At 61.1% G+C, this 17,707-nt stretch carries 17 protein-coding genes and 1 pseudogene; 12 read left to right on the forward strand and 6 right to left on the reverse strand.

What is annotated here, in order from left to right:
* Both G5358_RS15565 and G5358_RS15570 read left to right on the forward strand, forming a co-directional pair.
* A pseudogene (locus tag G5358_RS15565) lies at positions 1 to 570 on the forward strand (molecular chaperone HtpG); the annotation flags it as partial.
* Between the two features lie 110 nt (positions 571 to 680).
* Positions 681 to 1,900 (forward strand): IS3 family transposase gene (locus G5358_RS15570; RefSeq protein WP_421324407.1). Its coding sequence is split into 2 segments (ribosomal slippage): positions 681 to 1,029 and positions 1,029 to 1,900, totalling 1,221 coding nucleotides; the frame shifts between segments, so codons are not numbered across the junction.
* A 101-nt stretch (positions 1,901 to 2,001) separates the two neighbouring features.
* Here the strand turns inward: G5358_RS15570 and G5358_RS15575 are convergent.
* The 6 genes from G5358_RS15575 to pspF form a co-directional block, all read right to left on the reverse strand.
* A complete protein-coding gene (locus G5358_RS15575) occupies positions 2,002 to 2,787 on the reverse strand; it encodes an ATP-binding cassette domain-containing protein (RefSeq protein WP_005333681.1) in 786 nt (261 codons plus the stop codon).
* Positions 2,788 to 2,821: 34 nt separating this feature from the next.
* Positions 2,822 to 3,820 carry an oligopeptide/dipeptide ABC transporter ATP-binding protein gene (locus tag G5358_RS15580; RefSeq protein WP_005333679.1) on the reverse strand — a complete coding sequence of 333 codons (999 nt, stop codon included), beginning with the start codon at positions 3,818 to 3,820 and terminating at the stop codon, positions 2,822 to 2,824.
* The gene (locus tag G5358_RS15585) at positions 3,820 to 4,713 is read right to left on the reverse strand and encodes an ABC transporter permease subunit (protein WP_005333677.1); all 894 of its coding nucleotides are present in this window, start codon (positions 4,711 to 4,713) and stop codon (positions 3,820 to 3,822) included. The genes G5358_RS15580 and G5358_RS15585 overlap by 1 nt, the downstream gene beginning before the upstream one ends.
* Positions 4,714 to 4,748: 35 nt before the next feature.
* On the reverse strand, positions 4,749 to 5,708 hold the full coding sequence (locus G5358_RS15590; RefSeq protein WP_005333676.1) for an ABC transporter permease: 960 nt from the start codon (positions 5,706 to 5,708) through the stop codon (positions 4,749 to 4,751).
* 2 nt (positions 5,709 to 5,710) lie between these two features.
* Positions 5,711 to 7,306, reverse strand: coding sequence for an ABC transporter substrate-binding protein SapA (gene sapA, locus G5358_RS15595; RefSeq protein WP_041202111.1), 1,596 nt, complete (start codon positions 7,304 to 7,306; stop codon positions 5,711 to 5,713).
* 108 nt (positions 7,307 to 7,414) lie between these two features.
* Positions 7,415 to 8,443: a phage shock protein operon transcriptional activator gene (pspF, locus tag G5358_RS15600; RefSeq protein WP_129503869.1), complete on the reverse strand. Its 1,029-nt coding sequence runs from the start codon at positions 8,441 to 8,443 to the stop codon at positions 7,415 to 7,417.
* A 195-nt stretch (positions 8,444 to 8,638) separates the two neighbouring features.
* Between pspF and pspA the strand changes: the two genes are divergently transcribed.
* From pspA to G5358_RS15650, 10 genes are all read left to right on the forward strand, one after another.
* Positions 8,639 to 9,325, forward strand: a complete 687-nt coding sequence (pspA, locus tag G5358_RS15605; protein WP_005361184.1) for a phage shock protein PspA — start codon at positions 8,639 to 8,641, stop codon at positions 9,323 to 9,325.
* 3 nt (positions 9,326 to 9,328) lie between these two features.
* Complete coding sequence (pspB, locus tag G5358_RS15610) at positions 9,329 to 9,565, forward strand: envelope stress response membrane protein PspB (protein WP_005333672.1); 237 nt, start codon at positions 9,329 to 9,331, stop codon at positions 9,563 to 9,565.
* A complete protein-coding gene (pspC, locus tag G5358_RS15615) occupies positions 9,562 to 9,966 on the forward strand; it encodes an envelope stress response membrane protein PspC (RefSeq protein ID WP_416245686.1) in 405 nt (134 codons plus the stop codon). The genes pspB and pspC overlap by 4 nt, the downstream gene beginning before the upstream one ends.
* 102 nt (positions 9,967 to 10,068) lie before the next feature.
* Complete coding sequence (locus tag G5358_RS15620; RefSeq protein ID WP_421324410.1) at positions 10,069 to 11,475, forward strand: YcjX family protein; 1,407 nt, start codon at positions 10,069 to 10,071, stop codon at positions 11,473 to 11,475.
* A gap of 53 nt (positions 11,476 to 11,528) precedes the next feature.
* Positions 11,529 to 12,560, forward strand: a complete 1,032-nt coding sequence (locus G5358_RS15625) for a YcjF family protein (RefSeq protein ID WP_421324411.1) — start codon at positions 11,529 to 11,531, stop codon at positions 12,558 to 12,560.
* Between the two features lie 190 nt (positions 12,561 to 12,750).
* A complete protein-coding gene (locus G5358_RS15630) occupies positions 12,751 to 13,674 on the forward strand; it encodes a LysR family transcriptional regulator (RefSeq protein WP_069528357.1) in 924 nt (307 codons plus the stop codon).
* A gap of 197 nt (positions 13,675 to 13,871) precedes the next feature.
* Positions 13,872 to 15,017, forward strand: a complete 1,146-nt coding sequence (locus G5358_RS15635; protein ID WP_139433233.1) for an ABC transporter substrate-binding protein — start codon at positions 13,872 to 13,874, stop codon at positions 15,015 to 15,017.
* A 143-nt stretch (positions 15,018 to 15,160) separates the two neighbouring features.
* Positions 15,161 to 16,174 carry an ABC transporter ATP-binding protein gene (locus G5358_RS15640; RefSeq protein WP_040069348.1) on the forward strand — a complete coding sequence of 338 codons (1,014 nt, stop codon included), beginning with the start codon at positions 15,161 to 15,163 and terminating at the stop codon, positions 16,172 to 16,174.
* Positions 16,171 to 17,139 (forward strand): ABC transporter permease, encoded by a 969-nt coding sequence (locus G5358_RS15645; RefSeq protein ID WP_058056952.1) that lies wholly within the window; start codon positions 16,171 to 16,173, stop codon positions 17,137 to 17,139. The genes G5358_RS15640 and G5358_RS15645 overlap by 4 nt, the downstream gene beginning before the upstream one ends.
* 35 nt (positions 17,140 to 17,174) lie before the next feature.
* Positions 17,175 to 17,707: ABC transporter permease (locus G5358_RS15650; protein ID WP_421324414.1), on the forward strand; the 533-nt coding region annotated here is incomplete at its 3' end.

A 17,707-nucleotide genomic window follows, 5' to 3' on the forward strand; every position in this document is an offset into this window, starting at 1 on the left:
TATGCCGCTGCCAAGAACAGCCCGCATCTCGAGATCTTCCGCAAGAAGGGTGTCGAAGTGCTGCTGATGTGGGAGCGAGTGGACGAGTGGCTGATGAGCCACCTGACCGAGTTCGACGGCAAGCAGCTCATCTCCGTCACCCGTGGCGAACTGGATCTCGGCGATCTGGAAGATGAAGCCTCCAAGCAGGCGCAGGAAGAGGCCGAAAAAGCTAACGCCGGTCTGGTGGAGCGGGTCAAGAAGAGCCTGGGCGATGCAGTGAAAGAGGTGCGTGTCACTCACCGTCTGACCGATTCACCCTCTTGCATCGTCACTGACGCCTACGCTATGAGCACCCAGATGATCAAGCTCATGCGTGCGGCCGGCCAGCCGGTACCGGAGCAGAAGTACATTCTGGAGCTCAACCCTGACCATGCGCTGGTGAAGAAACTCGACACCATTGAAGACGAGGCTCTGTTCGGTGAGTGGGTCACCCTGCTGCACGAACAGGCCCAGCTGGCCGAGCAGGGCGGGCTGAACGATCCGGCGAGCTTCGTCTCCCGTATCAACCGTCTGCTGCTGCAAGCCTAAGCAGCAACGCTGGTAACAGAAAGCCCACTGCATGCAGTGGGCTTTTTTGATCCTGCTGTCCCGTCCTGAATATGGTTTACACCTTTCCCCCCCAATAAATGGAGAACCCGATGGGACAAGGTGTGAAACGAACACAGCGCGATTACTCACTGACTTTTAAACTGGCACTGGTCGAGCAGATTGAAAAAGGCGAGCTCAGTTGCCAGCAAGCACAAGCCCGATATGGCATTCAGGGCAATTCGACCATTCTGGTATGGTTACGTAAACATGGTCGGCAAGATTGGAGCCAGGGGGCTTCTGTACGTGCCGGCAGGAGCATCACCATGCCTGACCCCGACAACCAGACGCCAGAACAGCGCATCAAGGAACTTGAGCAACAGCTGGCGCTGATGAGCCAGAAGGCCCAGTTCTTTGAGGCCATCGTCGATGTACTGAAGAATGACTACGGCGTCTCCATCGTAAAAAAGCGACCCGGCAAGTCCTCTCGCAGCGGCAAGTAGAGAGGCTGACCATTGTCAGGGCTTGCCTGTTTCTGGGGATAAGCCGTCAGGCTTACTACAAGCGCAATCGGGTCGCCGACGAGCGCCATGCACAGGGATTGCAGGCGGTGCGCTTCGTGCGTCAGGTTCGGCTGCGACAACCGCGGGTGGGCACTCGCAAGCTGCATTATCTGCTGCAGGGTCAGGATGATGGCGGGCTCAAGGTCGGGCGGGACAGGCTGTTTCGGATATTGGCCGAGCACAGCCTGCTAGTGCAGCCTAAGCGGGCGTATCACAAGACCACCCACAGTTTTCACCGTTTCAACCGCCATCCCAACTTGCTCAAGGCGGGGCCAGGGCAGGTCACACCGGTGGCCCCGGAGCAGGTCTGGGTCGCAGATATCACCTATCTGCCAGCCAGGAGCGGACCGCTGTACCTGAGCCTGGTGACGGATGCGTACTCACGCAAGATAGTAGGCCATCACGTGCACGAAGGGATGCATGCCGAGTCGGTGGCGATGGCGTTCAGGAAAGCACTGAAGCAACGACGTGGCGGCGGGGAGCTAATCCATCACTCGGACCGCGGCGTGCAGTATTGCTCTGGGCTGTATCAGTCACTACATGAACGGTACGGGGTGAAATGCTCGATGACGGATGGGTATGACTGTTACCAGAATGCGTTGGCGGAGCGGGTGAACGGGATTTTGAAAGGAGAGTTATTGTTGCAAAGCCCGCAGGATTTGACGCAAGCGCGGGAAATGGTGCGTGAAGCTGTGAATATTTACAACGAGGAGCGGCCGCATCATGCGTTGAAATACAGAACCCTCGATGCGGTACATAGGGGGTTCTGAGTAGAGAAATGCTAGTTGAAAATGTGTAAACCTATTTCAGGGCTAGACATGCCGAGTGAGCTCGGCGAAACACAGCGGCAAGGGAGGCGGCCAGCGCCTCTCTATTTGCGGTATTCGTTGTTGTAGTTCTGGATGAGACGCCGGGTCACCTCATGCTGGGGATCGGCAAATACCTTGAGGGTTTTGCCGCGCTCCACCACCCGACCTTCGTGCATTACCAGCACCTCGTCGCTGATATGGCTGACGATACCCAGATCGTTGGCTACCAGCACATAGCTGAGCCCCATGGTCTCCTGCATCTCCAGCAGCAGGTTGATGATCTGGGAGCGCACCGAGATATCCAGGGTGGAGAGCGCCTCATCGGCCACCACTATCTTGGGGTTGAGGATCAGCGCTCGCGCCAGCGCCACCCGCTGCTGCTGACCGGAGGAGAGCATCTGCGGATAGAACAGGGCGTGATCCGGCAGCATCCCCACCATGCGCAGGGTCTGCACCACCTTCTCGCGGCGTTCCTCTTCAGTCATCTCGGTGTTGAGGCGTAGTGGGGTTTCCAGGATCTGGCCGACCCGGATCTTGCGGTTCAGCGAGGTGTTGGGATCCTGAAAAATCATCCGCAGCAGCTTGCAGCGAGTCTGGTAATCGCCATGCACCATCAGCTGGCCGTCGATGGCGATGTCGCCGCTGGTGGGTTCGATCATCCCGGCCAGAATGCGGGCGAGGGTGCTCTTGCCGGAGCCTGCCTCGCCGACGATGGCGAGGGTCTGACCCACCTCGAGATCGAACGAGAGGGGCTTGATCGCCTCCACCGCCTGACGACGGAATAGACCGGTGCGGTTCTGGTAGGTTTTGCTAAGGCCTCTGACCTGCAACAGGGATGGCTCGATCACAAGCGGGGCTCCTTCATGGGGGCATTAACGGTCATCATTTTTTTGGCTCCTCCATGTTCAGCGGAAAGTGGCAGCTGAACTGATGGCCCTTGATCTTGTTCATCAACGGAGTCTGCACGCACTGCTTCTGGGCGTAGGGGCAGCGCGGCCCCAGACGGCAGCCGATGGGCAGGTGTTGCAGTGGCGGGATGACGCCGGGCAGGGTCTCGAGGCGCGACTTGTGGCGCACCAGCTTGTCAAAGTCGGGGATCGATTTGAGCAACGCATCGGTATAGGGGTGGTGCGGGGTCTCGAGGATCTGCTCCCGGGTGCCCACTTCCACCATCTGGCCGCAGTACATCACGTTGATGGTGTCGGTCAGGTTGGCGATGGCGGCGATGTCGTTGCTGATGATCAGGATGGTGGTATTACCCAGCTTGTTCATCTTGTCCAGCAGTCGCAGGATCTGGGAGTGGGTGGTGGACTCCATGGCGCTGGTGGGCTCGTCGGCTACCAGCAGACGCGGCTGGTTGGCAATGGCCATGGCGATCATCACCTTTTGGCACATGCCATCCGACAGCTCGTGGGGATAGGCGCGCATCACCTTGCGGTGATCCTTGACGCCGACCCGGTGCAGCAGGGCGATGGCCTTCTTCTTGCGCCACTGGAAGCGCTGCCAGAATTGTCCCTCGAACGAATCGGTCGGGATCGCCTCTTCCAGCTGGGTGCCGATCTCCTCGGAGGGGTCGAGACAGCTGATGGGGTCCTGGAAGATCATGGCGATCTCGCGGCCCATGATACGCCGGCGCTCCTTGGGAGCCATGGTCAGCAGATCCATGTCGTTGAAGCGCATCCGGTCGGCACGTACCGTCCAGTTGTCTTTCTCGATGCCGACGATCACTTTGGCGATCAGACTCTTGCCGGAGCCGGATTCACCCACCAGACCGCGGATCTCCCCCTCGGTCAGGGTCAGGCTCACCTTGTCCACCGCCTTGACCTTGCCTTGCGGGGTGTCGATCTCGATGGTGAGATTGCGAATGTCGAGCAGCGGCATCAGTCATTCCCCTCTTTGAGTGCTTCACGAATGCCTTCACCAACTAAATTGGTCACCAGCACGCTGAACAGGATGGCGATGCCGGGCAGGGTGACGGTCCATGGGGCGAGATAGATAAGGTCGCTCGAATCGGCCAGCATGGTGCCCCACTCAGGTTGGGGAGACTGGGCGCCGAGACCGAGAAACCCGACCGCCGAGATATCGAGAATGGCCGCCGACAAGGTGCGGGTGGTCTGGGCCACAAGGGTTTCGACAATGTTGGGCAAAATAGCCAGACGCATGATCCGGAAGGGGGGCGAGCCATCGAGGCGGCTGGCGGTGATGTACTCCTTCTGCATCTCGGCATGTACTGCGTTGTAGGTGGCCCGGATAAAGGGAGGGATCAACGCCAGGGTAATGGCTATCAGGGTATTGCCAAAACCCGGCCCCATGATGGCGACCATGATGATGGCCATCAGCAGGGAGGGGATGGAGAGCAGGGTATCGAGTAAGTGGTGCAGCACGCTCGATTTAAGCCCCTTGCTCATGCCGCCGAGGATGCCGATGGCGGAACCCACCACCATGGCGATCACCACTACGACCAGCGCATAACCGAAAGTGAGGCGCGCCCCCACCACCAGCCGGGAGAGCATGTCGCGCCCCAGATCGTCGGTGCCGAGGAAGTAGTCGATGTTGCCGGTCGCCGCCCAGGAGGGGGCGAGCAGCAGCTTGTCGGTGTGCTGTTCATCGATGCCGTAGGGGACGACCAGCGGCCCCACCAGCGTGATGAGCAGCAACAGCAAAAAGCACCATAGCCCCGCCATCGCCAGAGGATTGCGGCTGTAGGAGGCCCACGTCTGCTCAAGGGGCGAGAGGATCTTGAGCTCGGGATAGATGTTCGATTTATCTTGCATAGGATACCTGGCTCCTGGTCACGCCATGAGCGCGTTCAATCTTGTTTGGCATACAACTCTTTGCGCCGTGCCGGATAGATAAGGGTGGTCAGCAACTCGGTGCTGACGCTGGTCAGGATCACGAAACTGGCCACCACCAGGGTCGCGCCGCGAATGGCGGCGTAATCCTGCAGGGCGATGCTGCTGATGAGCCAGCGGCCGATCCCGTGCCACTCGAACACCACCTCGGTGATCATGGCGGAGGTGAGCACGCTACCCAGTTGCAGACCCAGCAGCGGCAGTACCGGCGGCAAGGCGTTCTTGAGACCATGGCGCCAGACGATCTGCGCCTTGGAAAGGCCCCGGCTCGCTGCCGCCTTGATGTAGTTCTGCTTCATCACGTCGATGAGCGAGCTGCGTACATGGCGGATCACTTCGGTGGTAGGCACTACCGCCAGCACCAGTGACGGAAGGATCAGGTGGCGCAGGGCATCGTGCAGCGCCGCTTGCCGCCAGGGCTCGTTGCTGAGCAGCACATCGATCACCGCGATGCCGGTAATGGGGGGCACGTCGTAGAGCAGGCTGATCTGGCCCGACGCCGGCAGCCAGCCGAGATCCAGCGAAAAGAGCATCACCACCAGCAGCGCCAGCCAGAACACAGGCACCGCATAGCCGATAAGACCGGCAGTCATGATGGAGAGATCCAGCGTCTTGCCCTGTGACAGGGCCGCCAGGGTTCCTAGAGGGATCCCCACCAGCAGTGAGATGGCGAACGCCGCCAGACAGAGGATCAGGGTTGCCGGGAAGTAGTGGCGGATCTCGTCCAGCACCGGCAGCCCGGAGACGCTGGAGAGCCCCAGGTCACCTGCGAAAATGCGGCGCAGGAAATCGGGATAGCCGCTCCAGAAGCTGAGCTGATGACCGATCAGCCGATAGTCCAGCAGATAGGCGACAAAGGTCAGCGCCAGCAGGGTGATAAGCAGCAGGTTGATGCGGCGCAAGGTGTATAGAAGCATGCTTACTCCCTGTGAGCCTGGTTGAAGGAGGTGCCGCCAAAGGGCATCAGCGTCAGCCCCTCGATGTCGCTGCGGCTGACCTGGGTACGCAAGGCGTGCGCCAGCGGGATCAGCGGCAGCTGTTCGTTAAGCAGGGTCTGGGCATAGTAGTAGTTGCGCAGCCGGAACGAGAGCTGGGGCGTGGTGACCGCATCATCCAGCAACTGATCGAAGGCCGGGCTGCACCAGCGGCTGTAGTTGTTGCCGCGCTCCACTGCCGAGCAGCTCAGCAACTGGCGGAAGAAGTTGTCCGGGTCGGCGTTGTCGGCAATCCAGCCGGAGAGCAGGCTGTCGTACTGCCCCTTGGTGAGACGGCCTTCAATCACCGGCCACTCCCGTTGCACGATCTTGAGCTTGATCCCGACCTTGGCCAGATCGCTGCGGATCAGCTGGGCGGTCTTGACCGCATCCGGGTTGTAGGGGCGGGCGTCCGGCTGTACCAGTACCTGCATCTCGAACCCTTTCTCCAGTCCCGCCTCCTTGAGCAGCTGGCGCGCCCGTTTCAGGTCGGGCTTGCGCTCGGGCAGGCTGGGGTTGTACCCCCATGAGAGGGTCGGCAGCAGGCTGTTGGCGGGCAGGCCGGTATCGAAATAGACCGCTTGCAGCAGGTTGTCGATATTGATGGCGCTGGCAATGGCCTGCCGCACCTTGACGTTGTTGAATGGCGGCTTGCGGGTATTGAGGGCCAAAAAGGCGACGTTCATCCCCGACTGGACCGAGAGGCTCAGCGCCGGATTTTGCTTGATCACCGAGAGCTGGCTGGCGGAAGGGGTGCTCATCACGTCGCACTCGCCGGTCAGCAGCTTGGCCAGCCGTTTGGCGGATTTGGGGGTAATGTCGTAGACCAGCTGTTCAATCTTGGCATCGCCGCCCCAATAGCCGGGGTGGCGCAGATAGCGAATGAACTCGTTGTGGCGATACTCCTTGAAGCTGAACGGCCCGGTGCCGATAGGGCGGCTATCGAGCAGGGCTGGGGTGCCCGCCTGCAACATCTGCTCGGCGTATTCGGCGGAGAGGATCACCGCATAGTCGCTGGCCAGAGTGGCGAGGAAGGAGGCGTTCGGCTGGTTCAGCTCGAACACTACCGTCTGCGGCCCCTTTTTGCTCACCCGCTTGATCAGCAGATCTTGCCCCAGGCTGTAGAAGTAGGGGTAATCGCCGCCGGAGACATTGTGATAGGGGTGCTGCTCGTCAAGCTGGCGGGCATAGGTGAAGACCACGTCATCGGCATTGAAAGTGCGGGTGGGCTTGAACCAGGGGGTATGGTGAAACGTCACCCCCTTGCGCAGGGTCAGGGTATAGGTGAGGCCATCCTCGCTGACATGCCAGTTGGTGGCGAGCGCCGGCTCCAGCGCCAGGGTGTTGGGGTTCACCTCCAGCAGGCGGTCGTAGAGCGGACGGGCACTGGCATCCAGTGTCACCCCGGAGTTGGAAACATGGGGATTGAAGGAGAGGGGGGATCCCTCAGCACAATAGATGAGTCCGGTTTTGGAGGCCTCGGGTTGCTTCTGGCAGCCGGTGACCAGCACCAGCAGACCCAGCAGCAAGGGTGTGAGCATTCTCATTGTTGAACCATGTTCTTATAGGGGTTTTGTACGCACGTTTTGATACAAATGTGCCAGCGCGAAGGCTGGCGTGTTGCTGGAGTCGGCATCAACCGCGCTCCTTCACTCTTGTTCTGCATCGTTATCGCCATCCAGCAGCTGATATTTGCGTAGCATGCCACGGAACTGGTGATAGCTTAAGGCCAGCAGTTGAGCGGCTTTGCGCTGATTATACTGGGATTGCTGCATCGCTTGCTTGAGTAAATTAATCTCGTACTCCGCCACCGCCTGCTTGAGATCGAGCGGCAAGGCGAGGGGGGATGCAGATTGTACCTCGCTTCGGGCCTCTTGCGCAGGTTGCGTGGCCTGTGGTCGCCAGGGGGAATCAAACGGGTTGAGCACCAGGGTCGAGAGCGGCAGTTGGGGATTGCCCTGACGGTAGATGCTGCGCTCCACCACGTTCTTCAGCTCCCGTACGTTGCCCGGCCAGTGGTAATCCAGCAGCAGCTGGGTTGCCTTGCGCGAGAAACCGGCAAACAGCGGATAACCCAGCTCCCGGGTCATGCTGTGGGCGAAATGCTCCGCCAGCATCAGGATATCTTCCCGCCGCTCCCGCAAGGGGGGGAGGGTGATCACATCAAACGCGAGCCGGTCGAGCAGATCGTGGCGAAACTGCCCCTTGTCGGCCAGCGCAGGGAGATCCTCGTTGGTGGCGCAGACCAGCCGCACATCCACCTTGAGGGGCTTGGCCCCACCCACCCGCTCGAACTCGCCATACTCGATGACCCGCAGCAACTTCTCCTGCACCCTGGCGCTGGTGGTGGCCAGCTCGTCGAGGAAGAGGGTGCCGCCATCGGCCCGCTCGAAGCGGCCCTGATGGCGCTTGGCCGCGCCGGTAAACGATCCCGCTTCGTGACCGAACAGCTCGGTCTCCAGCAGGCTCTCGCTCAGGGTGGCGCAGTTGATGGTGACAAAGCTTTGATCCCAGCGCGCCGAGAGATAATGTAGGCGGTGGGCGATCAGCTCCTTGCCCGTCCCCCGCTCACCGATGATCAACACGGGTTTGCGCAGCGGGGCGAGCCGTGAGGCCTGCTCAATGATCTCGAGAAATGCGTTGGATTCCCCCAGCAGGCTTTCCGTGGCCGTGGTCATAGTGATCCCTGTCAGTTGTAAAAGCTGGTAAATCTTACCAAAAGTTGGTGATTTTAATCATCTCTTGCGCGAGGCATCTTGCAATCCGGCTATTCTGCCCATATAAATCAACAAGTTAAATTTTGTTCCAGATTGGCACACAAGTTGCCATTATCAATGGAGAAACAACGCCATGCCAATAACAGGAGTGCAATCATGAGTATTTTTTCCCGTCTGGCCGACATCATCAATTCCAACCTGACGGCCCTGCTCGACAAGGCAGAAGATCCCCAGAAGATGGTGCGCCTGATCATCCAGGAGATGGAGGACGAGCTGGTCAAGGAACGCTCCAATCTGGCTCGCTTCCTCGCCAGCCAGAAAGAGATTGGCCGTCAGGTCGCCCGTCATCAGGAGCGGGTCGACGAGTGGCAAGCCAAGGCCGAGCTGGCCCTGACCAAGGGGCGTGAAGATCTGGCCCGCGCCGCCCTTATCGAGAAGAAGAAACAGACCGAGTTGTCAGAGACCCTCTACCGCGAGCAGCAAGCGGTCGACAGCGGTATCGAGAAGCTGGGTGAGGAGATCCGCCAGCTCGAAGCCAAGCTGGAAGATGCCCGCGCCCGTCAAAAGGCGATGGCCATTCGCACCGAAGCGGCCAGCAGCCGTCTCAATGTGCAGAGCCAGGTAGCCCGTGGCGAGAGCCAGGCGGTGGTGAGCAAGTTTGAGCGGATGGAGCGTCGCATCGACGAAATGGAAGCGCGCGCCGATCTGGGTCAGTCCGACAAGGCGCTGGCGCAGCAGTTTGCCGAGCTGGAAGTGGACGATCAGATAAGCCGTGAGCTGGAAGCCATGCGCCAGAAGCTGGGTCAGGGCGACAGTAAAAGCGAAGGCAAACAGGGGGAGTAACAGATGGAAGATCTGCTGGGCGTATTGATGGTTCCCATGGTGGTCTTCATGGTGGTGGTGGCTCCCATCTGGCTGGTGCTGCACTATCGTGCCAAGGGGCGGATTGGCGCCGGTCTTGCCGATAGCGAGCGGGAACAGCTGCAAGGGCTGCTGGCTCGCACCGAGAAGATGCAGGAGCGAGTGGGCGCGCTGGAATCGATTCTGGATGCGGAAGTACCCGGTTGGAGGAACAAGGTATGAGCAGTGTCAGTCGTGAAGGGCGTAACCTTTATCGCGATCCCCAGCGCGGCAAGATAGCCGGGATCTGTGCCGGTTTGGCAGAGTACTTCGGGGTGGAGACCTGGATCGTGCGGCTGCTCGCCATCAGTGGCCTTATCTTCGCAGGTTTCATTACCTTCACCGCCTATATCGCAGCCTGGTTCCTGCTCGACAAAAAGCCGGTCACCCTCTATTCGCAAGAGGATGCCGACTTTGCCGAGGTGCGGATGAAAGCGCGCAGCTGGCAGGCGGGGATCACCCCTCATCAGGCGCTGGGCCGCATCGCGCAGGAACTTGACGCGCTGGAGCCCAGAGTTCAGCGGCTCGAGAAGCTGGTGACCTCCAGGGAGTTCACCCTGCAGCGGGAATTTCGCAAGCTGTAGTTCTTGCTCAAGCACTCAATGTCGATGGCGGCGCCTCCCGTGATGCGCCACCATCGACACCCGCTATCCAGATGCAACCACCAAGGGAGAACGGATCAAGCCTTGATACTCAATAAACTGGAACAGAAGTTGACTCGCCTGCAACACAAGGCGAACGACGTAGTGAACCGGGTGCGGGATCGCCATATTCGGCTGGCGGTGACCGGCCTCTCTCGCAGCGGCAAAACCGCCTTTATCACGGCGCTGGTCAACCAGCTGGAGCACGCGGCCATCGACGGCCGTTTGCCGTTGTGGGATGCCCTGCGTCAGGGGCGCATCCTCGGTGCCCGCCGGGTGCCGCAGCTCAATGCCCACATCCCCACCTTCGCCTACGAACGTGGCCTCGACTCCCTGTTTGGCGATCCACCTGCCTGGCCCGAGCCCACCCGCGGCGTGGCCGAGGTGCGCCTCGAAATTCGTTATCGCACCCGCCACCCCCTGCGCAAGCATCTGGGGGAGATCTCCACCCTCTACGTGGATCTGGTGGATTACCCCGGGGAGTGGCTGCTCGACTTGCCGCTCCTTGAGATGAACTACGAGCAGTGGAGCGAACAGGTGCGCGAACAGCTGCGTCGTCCCGAGCTGCAGGCGCTTGCCGCCAGCTGGTTGACCCCCGGGTGGCAGGCTGAGCAGCGCTTCGAAGAACGACCGGTGGCTGAGCTGGCCGAGCGCTACACCGCCTATCTGCACGCCTGCAAACAGGAGCTGGGATTGCACCTCATTCAGCCCGGCCGTTTCGTCTTGCCGGGTGAGTATGCCGGTGCCCCCATGCTGCAGTTTGTCCCCTGGGTGTGGGAGATGCCCGTCGGCGAGCCCGCCGATGGCACCCTTTATGCCACCCTCAAACAGCGCTTCGAGCAGTACAAACAGCATCTGGTGCAGGGTTTTTACGAGCAGCACTTTGCCGGCTTTGATCGCCAGATCGTGCTGGTGGATTGCCTGCAGCCCCTCAACGCCGGGGCGGCCAGCTTTGGCGACATGCAGCAGGCCATCGCCCGTATCATGGAGAGCTTTGCCTACGGCAAGAGCAACTGGTGGCGGCGACTCTTCTCGCCCCGTATCGACAAGCTGCTGTTTATGGCGAGCAAGGCCGATCACGTCACCCCCGAACAGCACGCGCCCATGGTCTCCCTGCTCCAGCATCTGGTGCGCAGTGGCCGCGGTCAGGCCCGTTTTGAGGGGATCACCACCGAGTGTCTGGCGCTCGCCGCCATCAAGGCGACCGAAGTGGGTAAGGGGGTGGCCAATGGCCGCGAATTCCCCGCCATCCGTGGTACCAGCCTGAGCGGTGAATCGCTGCTGCTGTTCCCGGGTGAAGTGCCACCCCATATTCCGCCTGCGCAGTGGTGGAACAGTCAGGGCTTTGATTTTCAGGCGTTTCGCCCCATGCCCATGAGCCCCCATCAGGCGCTGCCCCATATCCGGCTCGATGCGGCGCTGGAGTTTCTGCTTGGGGATCACCTCGAATAACGGTGTGCGGTCTTGGCACCTGAGCCGAAGGCTGCGCACAGGAGAACAATGCGATGAACGATCAGATAAAAGAGCGGCCACCGCTGCAGGGCAAGGTGATCCTTGAGCCTGCCTTGACGGTGGCCAGTGACGAGCGCCCGCCCGCGCCGGCCCAGCGGCTGGAGGAGGCGAGTTTCGAGCGCCTCGACGAGCTGGACGAGCTCACCGAGGTGGAGAGTGCCCTCGTCAGCAAACCGCGTCGCCGCCATCGGTTGTTGGCGTGGGGGCTGGGGGCGGTCGGTCTGCTCTCGTTGGGCCAATATGGCGCTTTCCTTTACGATCAATTTCTCACCACTCCGCTCTGGGGCAGCGCCTGGTTGGCGGCCTCGGCGCTGGTTGCGGCGGGTACCGCCAGCGTGGTGGGGCGCGAGTGGCTGCGTCTGCGCACCCTCAAACGGCGCCAGGATGTACGCTCGCGAGCAGAAGATCTGCTTGCTCATCAGGGAGTCGGGCAGGGGCAGGCCTTTTGCGAAGGGCTGGCGGTCAAAAGTGGCGACAAGGGGCGCGAGGGGTATCAAACCTGGCTGGCCCAGCTCGATGAGAGCCACAGCGATCGGGAGGTGCTGACCCTCTACAGTCAGCTGGTACTCGGCGAGCGCGACAAACTGGCGCAGGCGCGGGTGGCCAAATGGTCGGGGGAGGCCGCGGTGCTGGTGGCCCTGAGCCCGCTCGCCACCGTCGACATGATGCTGATGTTGTGGCGCAACCTGCGGATGATCGAGGATATCGCCGATGTCTACGCCATCGAGCTCGGCTACTGGAGCCGCATACGTCTGATCCGTCAGGTGTTTCGCAACATGCTCTACGCCGGTGCCACCGAGCTGGTGACCGAGGTGGGTATGGACTTGCTGGGCGCCGAGTTTGCCGCCAAGCTCTCCGCCCGCGCGGCGCAAGGGGTGGGGGCCGGGCTGCTCACTGCTCGCCTTGGCCTGCATACTATAGAGGCGTGCCGCCCGCTGCCCTGGTGTGCGGACGAGAAACCCAAACTCGGCGAGCTGCGCAAGCGGCTGATCGGCCAGCTGGCGGGGTATCTCAACAAATCCTGATAGCCCTGTCTGCACCTTGCTGCGATGACCCATGCCCCTGTCGTGCTCGCCAAGCCACAGGGGTATGGTTTTAATCGGCAGATCATTGAGTTGGCAGCAGTGTCCGGTTTTGGCGAGGAGCCCGTTTACGGTTAAGCTGGCAGCCAATCTTACCAATCACACCAATAGTACCAATCGGCAAGGATGCCCGATGAACTTTACCTTTCGCCAGATCCGTTATTTTGTGGCCGTGGCCGACAGCTTTTCAGTGAGTCGCGCCGCCGCCGAGCTTCATATCTCCCAGTCGGCGGTCACCAGCGCCATTCGCGAGCTGGAGACCGAGCTGGGCGCCCCGCTATTCGAGCGCAATCCGCGCGGCGTCACCCTCACCACTCAGGGCCACCAGTTTTTGCTCCACGCCCGCCGTATTCTCGGCGCCATGACCGAGGCGAGCCACTCCCTCAAAGCAGTAGCCCAGCAGGATCAGGGGCGACTCACCATCGGCGTGACCACCTTGGTGGCGGGTTACTACCTTTCAGAGGCGCTCGGCCGTTTTCGCCGCGCCTTTCCGGCGGTACAGATCGAGGTGAAGGAGGATGAACAGCCCTTCCTTGAGCACCAGATCGTCAACGGCGAGGTGGATGTGGGGATCCTGATGACCAACCGCACCATCCGGCAAGAGGCGTTTGATACCGAATTGCTGACCCGTTCGCCGCTGCGGCTCTGGCTGGCCGCCAACCACCCGTTCTGTGCCGAGTCGACCCTCTCGCTCACCGCGCTGGGGGAGGAGTCGATGATCTCGCTGACCGCCGATCAGCTCGATCAGATCATCGGTGGCGGCCTGCGCCGCTACGGCATCTCCCCCCGTATCGTACTGCGCACCGCATCGGTGGAGGCGGTGCGCAGTCTGGTGGCGAGCCAGCTCGGGGTCGCCCTGTTGCCCGATTTTGCCTATCGCCCCTGGTCGCTGGAGCAGGAGCGGGTCGAGGCGCGCCCCATCAAGGAGCCCATTCCCGCCATCGATATCGGTCTGGTGTGGCGCCGTGGTTCTCGGCTGGATTGGACGGCGCGGGAATTTATCGATATCGCACGGGATCAGAGCCGATTGAGAGCTCGTCAGGCGCTCCCTCGCTAGCCATCTCTTGCGGGGTAGCCACCAAAAATCAGATTCATCTGCACTCGATATCGATTTATCTGATACCTGAGCCACCAAAAATTAAAATATTCATCGTATTGCCACTCCCCTAAGCTCATTGCTGGTTAACAGGATGTTAACGCCCATGGTGGCGTTCCTTCACCTGATGCAAGTCAACACAATGCAAGGAGTGCATGATGAAATTGACCCCTCTGATGCTGGCTCTTGTGCCGGCGCTGCTGGCAGGCCAGACCCAGGCTGCCCCGACCGAGCTCGGCAAGGGTGAAGGCCAGCTCAATATCGTGGCCTGGGCTGGCTACGTTGAGCGTGGCGAGACCGACAAGAACTACGACTGGGTGACCGGATTCGAGAAAGAGACCGGCTGCAAGGTGAGCGTCAAGACGGCGGCCACCTCGGACGAGATGGTGGCGTTGATGAACGAGGGGGGCTTCGATCTGGTGACCGCCTCCGGCGATGCCAGTCTGCGTCTGATTGCCGGTGGCAAGGTGCAGGCGCTCAATCTGGCACTCATCCCGAGCTACAGCAAGATTGATCCCCGGCTGCAAAATGCCCCCTGGCACACTGTGGATGGCAAGCACTACGGCGTGCCCTACCAGTGGGGTGGCAATATCCTGATGTACAACACCAAGGTGTTCCCCAAGGCACCGGACTCCTGGAACGTGGTATTCGAGGAACAGACCCTGGCGGATGGCAAGTCTAACAAGGGGCGGGTGCAGGCCTTTGACGGCCCGATCCACATCGCCGATGCCGCCCTCTATCTGATGACCCATCAGCCTGCCCTGGGCATCAAGGATCCTTACGAGCTGAACGAGGATCAGTACAAGGCCTCCCTCGATCTGCTGCGCAAGCAGCGCCAGCTGGTGGGACGCTACTGGCATGATGCCTTCGTCCAGATCGATGACTTCAAGAATGAAGGAGTGGTTGCGTCAGGCTCCTGGCCGTTCCAGGCCAATACCCTGATCGCCGACAAGCAACCCATCGCCACCACTGTGCCGAAAGAGGGAGTGACTGGTTGGGCCGATACCAGCATGGTGCACAGCGATGCCAAGAACCTCACCTGCGCTTACAAGTGGCTGGAGCACTCCCTGAGCAACAAGCTGCAGGGGGATCTCGCCGCCTGGTTTGGCTCGGTGCCTGTGGTGCCTGCCGCCTGCGAGGGCAATGCCCTGCTGGGCCCGACCGGGTGCAAAACCAACGGTATCGACAACTTCGATCGGGTTCGCTTCTGGCGCACTCCGGTCTCCCAGTGCAAGAGCCAGGGAACTTGCGTGCCCTATTACCGCTGGGTCTCCGACTATATCGCCATTCTGGGCGGTCGCTAAGGCGGCGTGAGCAAGGTGGTCGGAACCGCTGCCACCTTGCCAACGGCAGGGGAGCTGCGCCTCCTCTGCACGACTGCCGAGAGCGGATAATCAAGCGGGCCGGACAGGAGTCCGGCCCATCCCAGCACAGACAAGGACGCCCCATGAACGCCGTACAATTTGACCGGGTCAGCCGCCACTATGGCGAGGTGAAGGCGGTCGATGACATCTCTTTCCAGATCCCCTCCGGGGAATTCTTTACCCTGCTGGGGCCGAGCGGTTCCGGCAAGACCACTTGCCTGCGGATGATCGCGGGCTTCGAGTACCCGAGCGACGGGGAGATCCGCCTGTTTGGCGAACCCTGCTCCACCGTGCCGCCCTATGATCGCAACCTCAACACCGTGTTTCAGGACTATGCCCTGTTTCCCAACATGGATGTGCGCGACAACATCGGCTATGGCCTGATGCTCAAGGGGGTCGCCAAGGCGGAGCGTTACCGCAAGGTGGACGAGATGCTGGAACTGGTGCGACTGCCCGGGGTCGGCAAGCGCCGCCCAAGCCAGCTCTCCGGCGGCCAGCGCCAGCGCATCGCCATCGCCCGGGCGCTTATCAACCAGCCACGCATCCTGCTGCTGGACGAGCCGCTGGGGGCCCTCGATCTCAAGTTGCGCGAGCAGATGCAGCTTGAGCTAAAGGCGTTGCAACGCCAGTTGGGCATCACCTTTATCTTCGTCACCCACGATCAGCAGGAGGCGCTCTCCATGAGCGACCGGATCTGCATCTTCAGTCAGGGCAAGATCGAGCAGATCGCTGCGCCCGATACCATCTACGACGCTCCGGCGACGCCGTTTGTAGCCCGCTTCGTCGGTACCGTCAATCTGTTCGAAGGGGAGCAGGCCAGACGGCTGTGCGGTGACGGCAGCCAGATGATGGTGCGCCCGGAGCGGATCCGGCTCGGTGAGGCGGGCGCGCCGGGCTGGTCGGGGGAGATCCGCGAGGTGGAGTATCTGGGTCCCTTCGTCCGTTATCGGGTTGATCTCGGGGAGCAGCTCGAGATCATCGTCAACCACCCCAATGAGGGGCAGGCCCGTCTGGCCCGTGGCAGCAGGGTCAGCCTCAGCTGGCCGGAGCAGGCCATCCATCGCCTGAGCGGCGCCCATCAGGGGGCGCAGCCATGAGTGCCCCTCACAGTGCGAGTCTTGCCATGAACCATCAGCCCGAACCAGCCCGTTTCAGGCCGCTACGGCGCCTCTCGACCCTGCTCTATGGGCGGCCCGGCCTGCTGCTGGCGATCCTGCTGGGGCCGCCGCTGCTGTGGCTTGGCATCATCTATGTCGGCTCCTTGCTGATGTTGCTCTCCAACTCCCTGTTCGGGCTGGACGAGTTCAGCGGTCAGGTGCGCCACGAGCTGGGGCTGCAAAACTTCGTCGCCCTGCTACGGCCGGAGAATCTGGATGTGATCGGCCGCACCGTCGGCATGTCGCTGCTGGTGACCCTGGCCTGCGCCCTGCTCGGTTTTCCGGTTGCCTACTACATGGCACGCTACACCAGTGGCAAGACCCGGGCGCTGTTCTATGTGGGGATCATGCTGCCGCTCTGGTCCAGCTATCTGGTGCGGGTCTACGCCTGGAAGCTGATTTTGGCCAAGGAGGGGGTAGTAAGCTGGCTGGCCGACAGCATAGGGCTGGAGTGGCTGCTCGATGCCATCCTCTCCTTGCCGGTGATAGGGGGCCCGTCGCTCTCCTTCTCGCGGCTCGGCACCTTTATCGTGTTCGTCTATGTCTGGCTGCCCTTCATGATCCTGCCCATTCAGGCGGCGGTGGAGCGTATTCCGCGATCCCTGCTGGAGGCGAGCAGCGATCTGGGGGCAACACCCGCCCAGACCTTTCGCAACCTGATCCTGCCGCTGGCGTTGCCCGGTGTGGTGGCGGGCTCCATTTTCACCTTTTCGCTGACCCTAGGTGATTACATCATCCCCGGCATCATCGGCAACTCGACCATGTATATCGGTCAGGTGGTCTACATGCAGCAGGGAACGGCGGGCAATCTGCCCTTTGCCGCCGCCTTCTCGCTGGTGCCGATCCTTATCATCGCCATCTATCTGGCGATTGCGAAACGGTTAGGAGCCTTTGATGCGCTTTGACTCTATCGCTTTGAACCGGCAGCAAGGAGGCCGTCATGTCAGCTAGCTTAGTGAGCCGTCAGGGAGAGCGCCCTTCGGGCCTGCTCAAGTACGCCTCCATCGGTGGACTCTTGTTCCTGCACTTTCCCATTCTGTTTATCTTCCTCTACGCCTTCACCAGCGAGAGCAAGAGTTACCAGTTTCCGCCCCCCGGGCTCACCCTCAAGTGGTTCGAGGTGACCCTCAATCGTCCCGATGTGTGGCGTGCTATCCAGCTGTCACTGGAGGTAGCGGGGCTGGCGACGCTGGCAGCCATGATCCTCGGTACCTTGGCGGCAGGGGCCATTGCCCGCAGCCGCTTCTTCGGTCAGGAGGTGGTGTCGCTCTTGCTGGTGCTGCCCATCGCGCTGCCCGGCATCGTCACCGGTATCGCGCTGCGCTCCGCCTACGGCTTGATGGAGATCCCGTTCAGCTTCTGGACCATCGTTATCGGCCACGCCACCTTCTGTGTGGTGGTGGTCTACAACAATGCGCTGGCCCGTTTTCGCCGCACCAACCAGAGCCTCATCGAGGCGTCGATGGATCTCGG

Origin of the sequence: Aeromonas sp. 604176, from assembly GCF_049170755.1 — a bacterium.
GTDB classification, from domain to species: domain Bacteria; phylum Pseudomonadota; class Gammaproteobacteria; order Enterobacterales; family Aeromonadaceae; genus Aeromonas; species Aeromonas veronii_A.

Coding starts and splice junctions, on each gene's coding strand:
- G5358_RS15580 (WP_005333679.1), bottom strand. CDS start 3,820: ATGCCGCTGCTCGACATTCGCAATCTCACCATCGAGATCGACACCCCG.
- G5358_RS15585 (WP_005333677.1), bottom strand. CDS start 4,713: ATGCAAGATAAATCGAACATCTATCCCGAGCTCAAGATCCTCTCGCCC.
- G5358_RS15590 (WP_005333676.1), bottom strand. CDS start 5,708: ATGCTTCTATACACCTTGCGCCGCATCAACCTGCTGCTTATCACCCTG.
- sapA (WP_041202111.1), bottom strand. CDS start 7,306: ATGCTCACACCCTTGCTGCTGGGTCTGCTGGTGCTGGTCACCGGCTGC.
- pspF (WP_129503869.1), bottom strand. CDS start 8,443: ATGACCACGGCCACGGAAAGCCTGCTGGGGGAATCCAACGCATTTCTC.
- pspA (WP_005361184.1), top strand. CDS start 8,639: ATGAGTATTTTTTCCCGTCTGGCCGACATCATCAATTCCAACCTGACG.
- pspB (WP_005333672.1), top strand. CDS start 9,329: ATGGAAGATCTGCTGGGCGTATTGATGGTTCCCATGGTGGTCTTCATG.
- pspC (WP_416245686.1), top strand. CDS start 9,562: ATGAGCAGTGTCAGTCGTGAAGGGCGTAACCTTTATCGCGATCCCCAG.
- G5358_RS15625 (WP_421324411.1), top strand. CDS start 11,529: ATGAACGATCAGATAAAAGAGCGGCCACCGCTGCAGGGCAAGGTGATC.
- G5358_RS15630 (WP_069528357.1), top strand. CDS start 12,751: ATGAACTTTACCTTTCGCCAGATCCGTTATTTTGTGGCCGTGGCCGAC.
- G5358_RS15635 (WP_139433233.1), top strand. CDS start 13,872: ATGAAATTGACCCCTCTGATGCTGGCTCTTGTGCCGGCGCTGCTGGCA.
- G5358_RS15640 (WP_040069348.1), top strand. CDS start 15,161: ATGAACGCCGTACAATTTGACCGGGTCAGCCGCCACTATGGCGAGGTG.
- G5358_RS15645 (WP_058056952.1), top strand. CDS start 16,171: ATGAGTGCCCCTCACAGTGCGAGTCTTGCCATGAACCATCAGCCCGAA.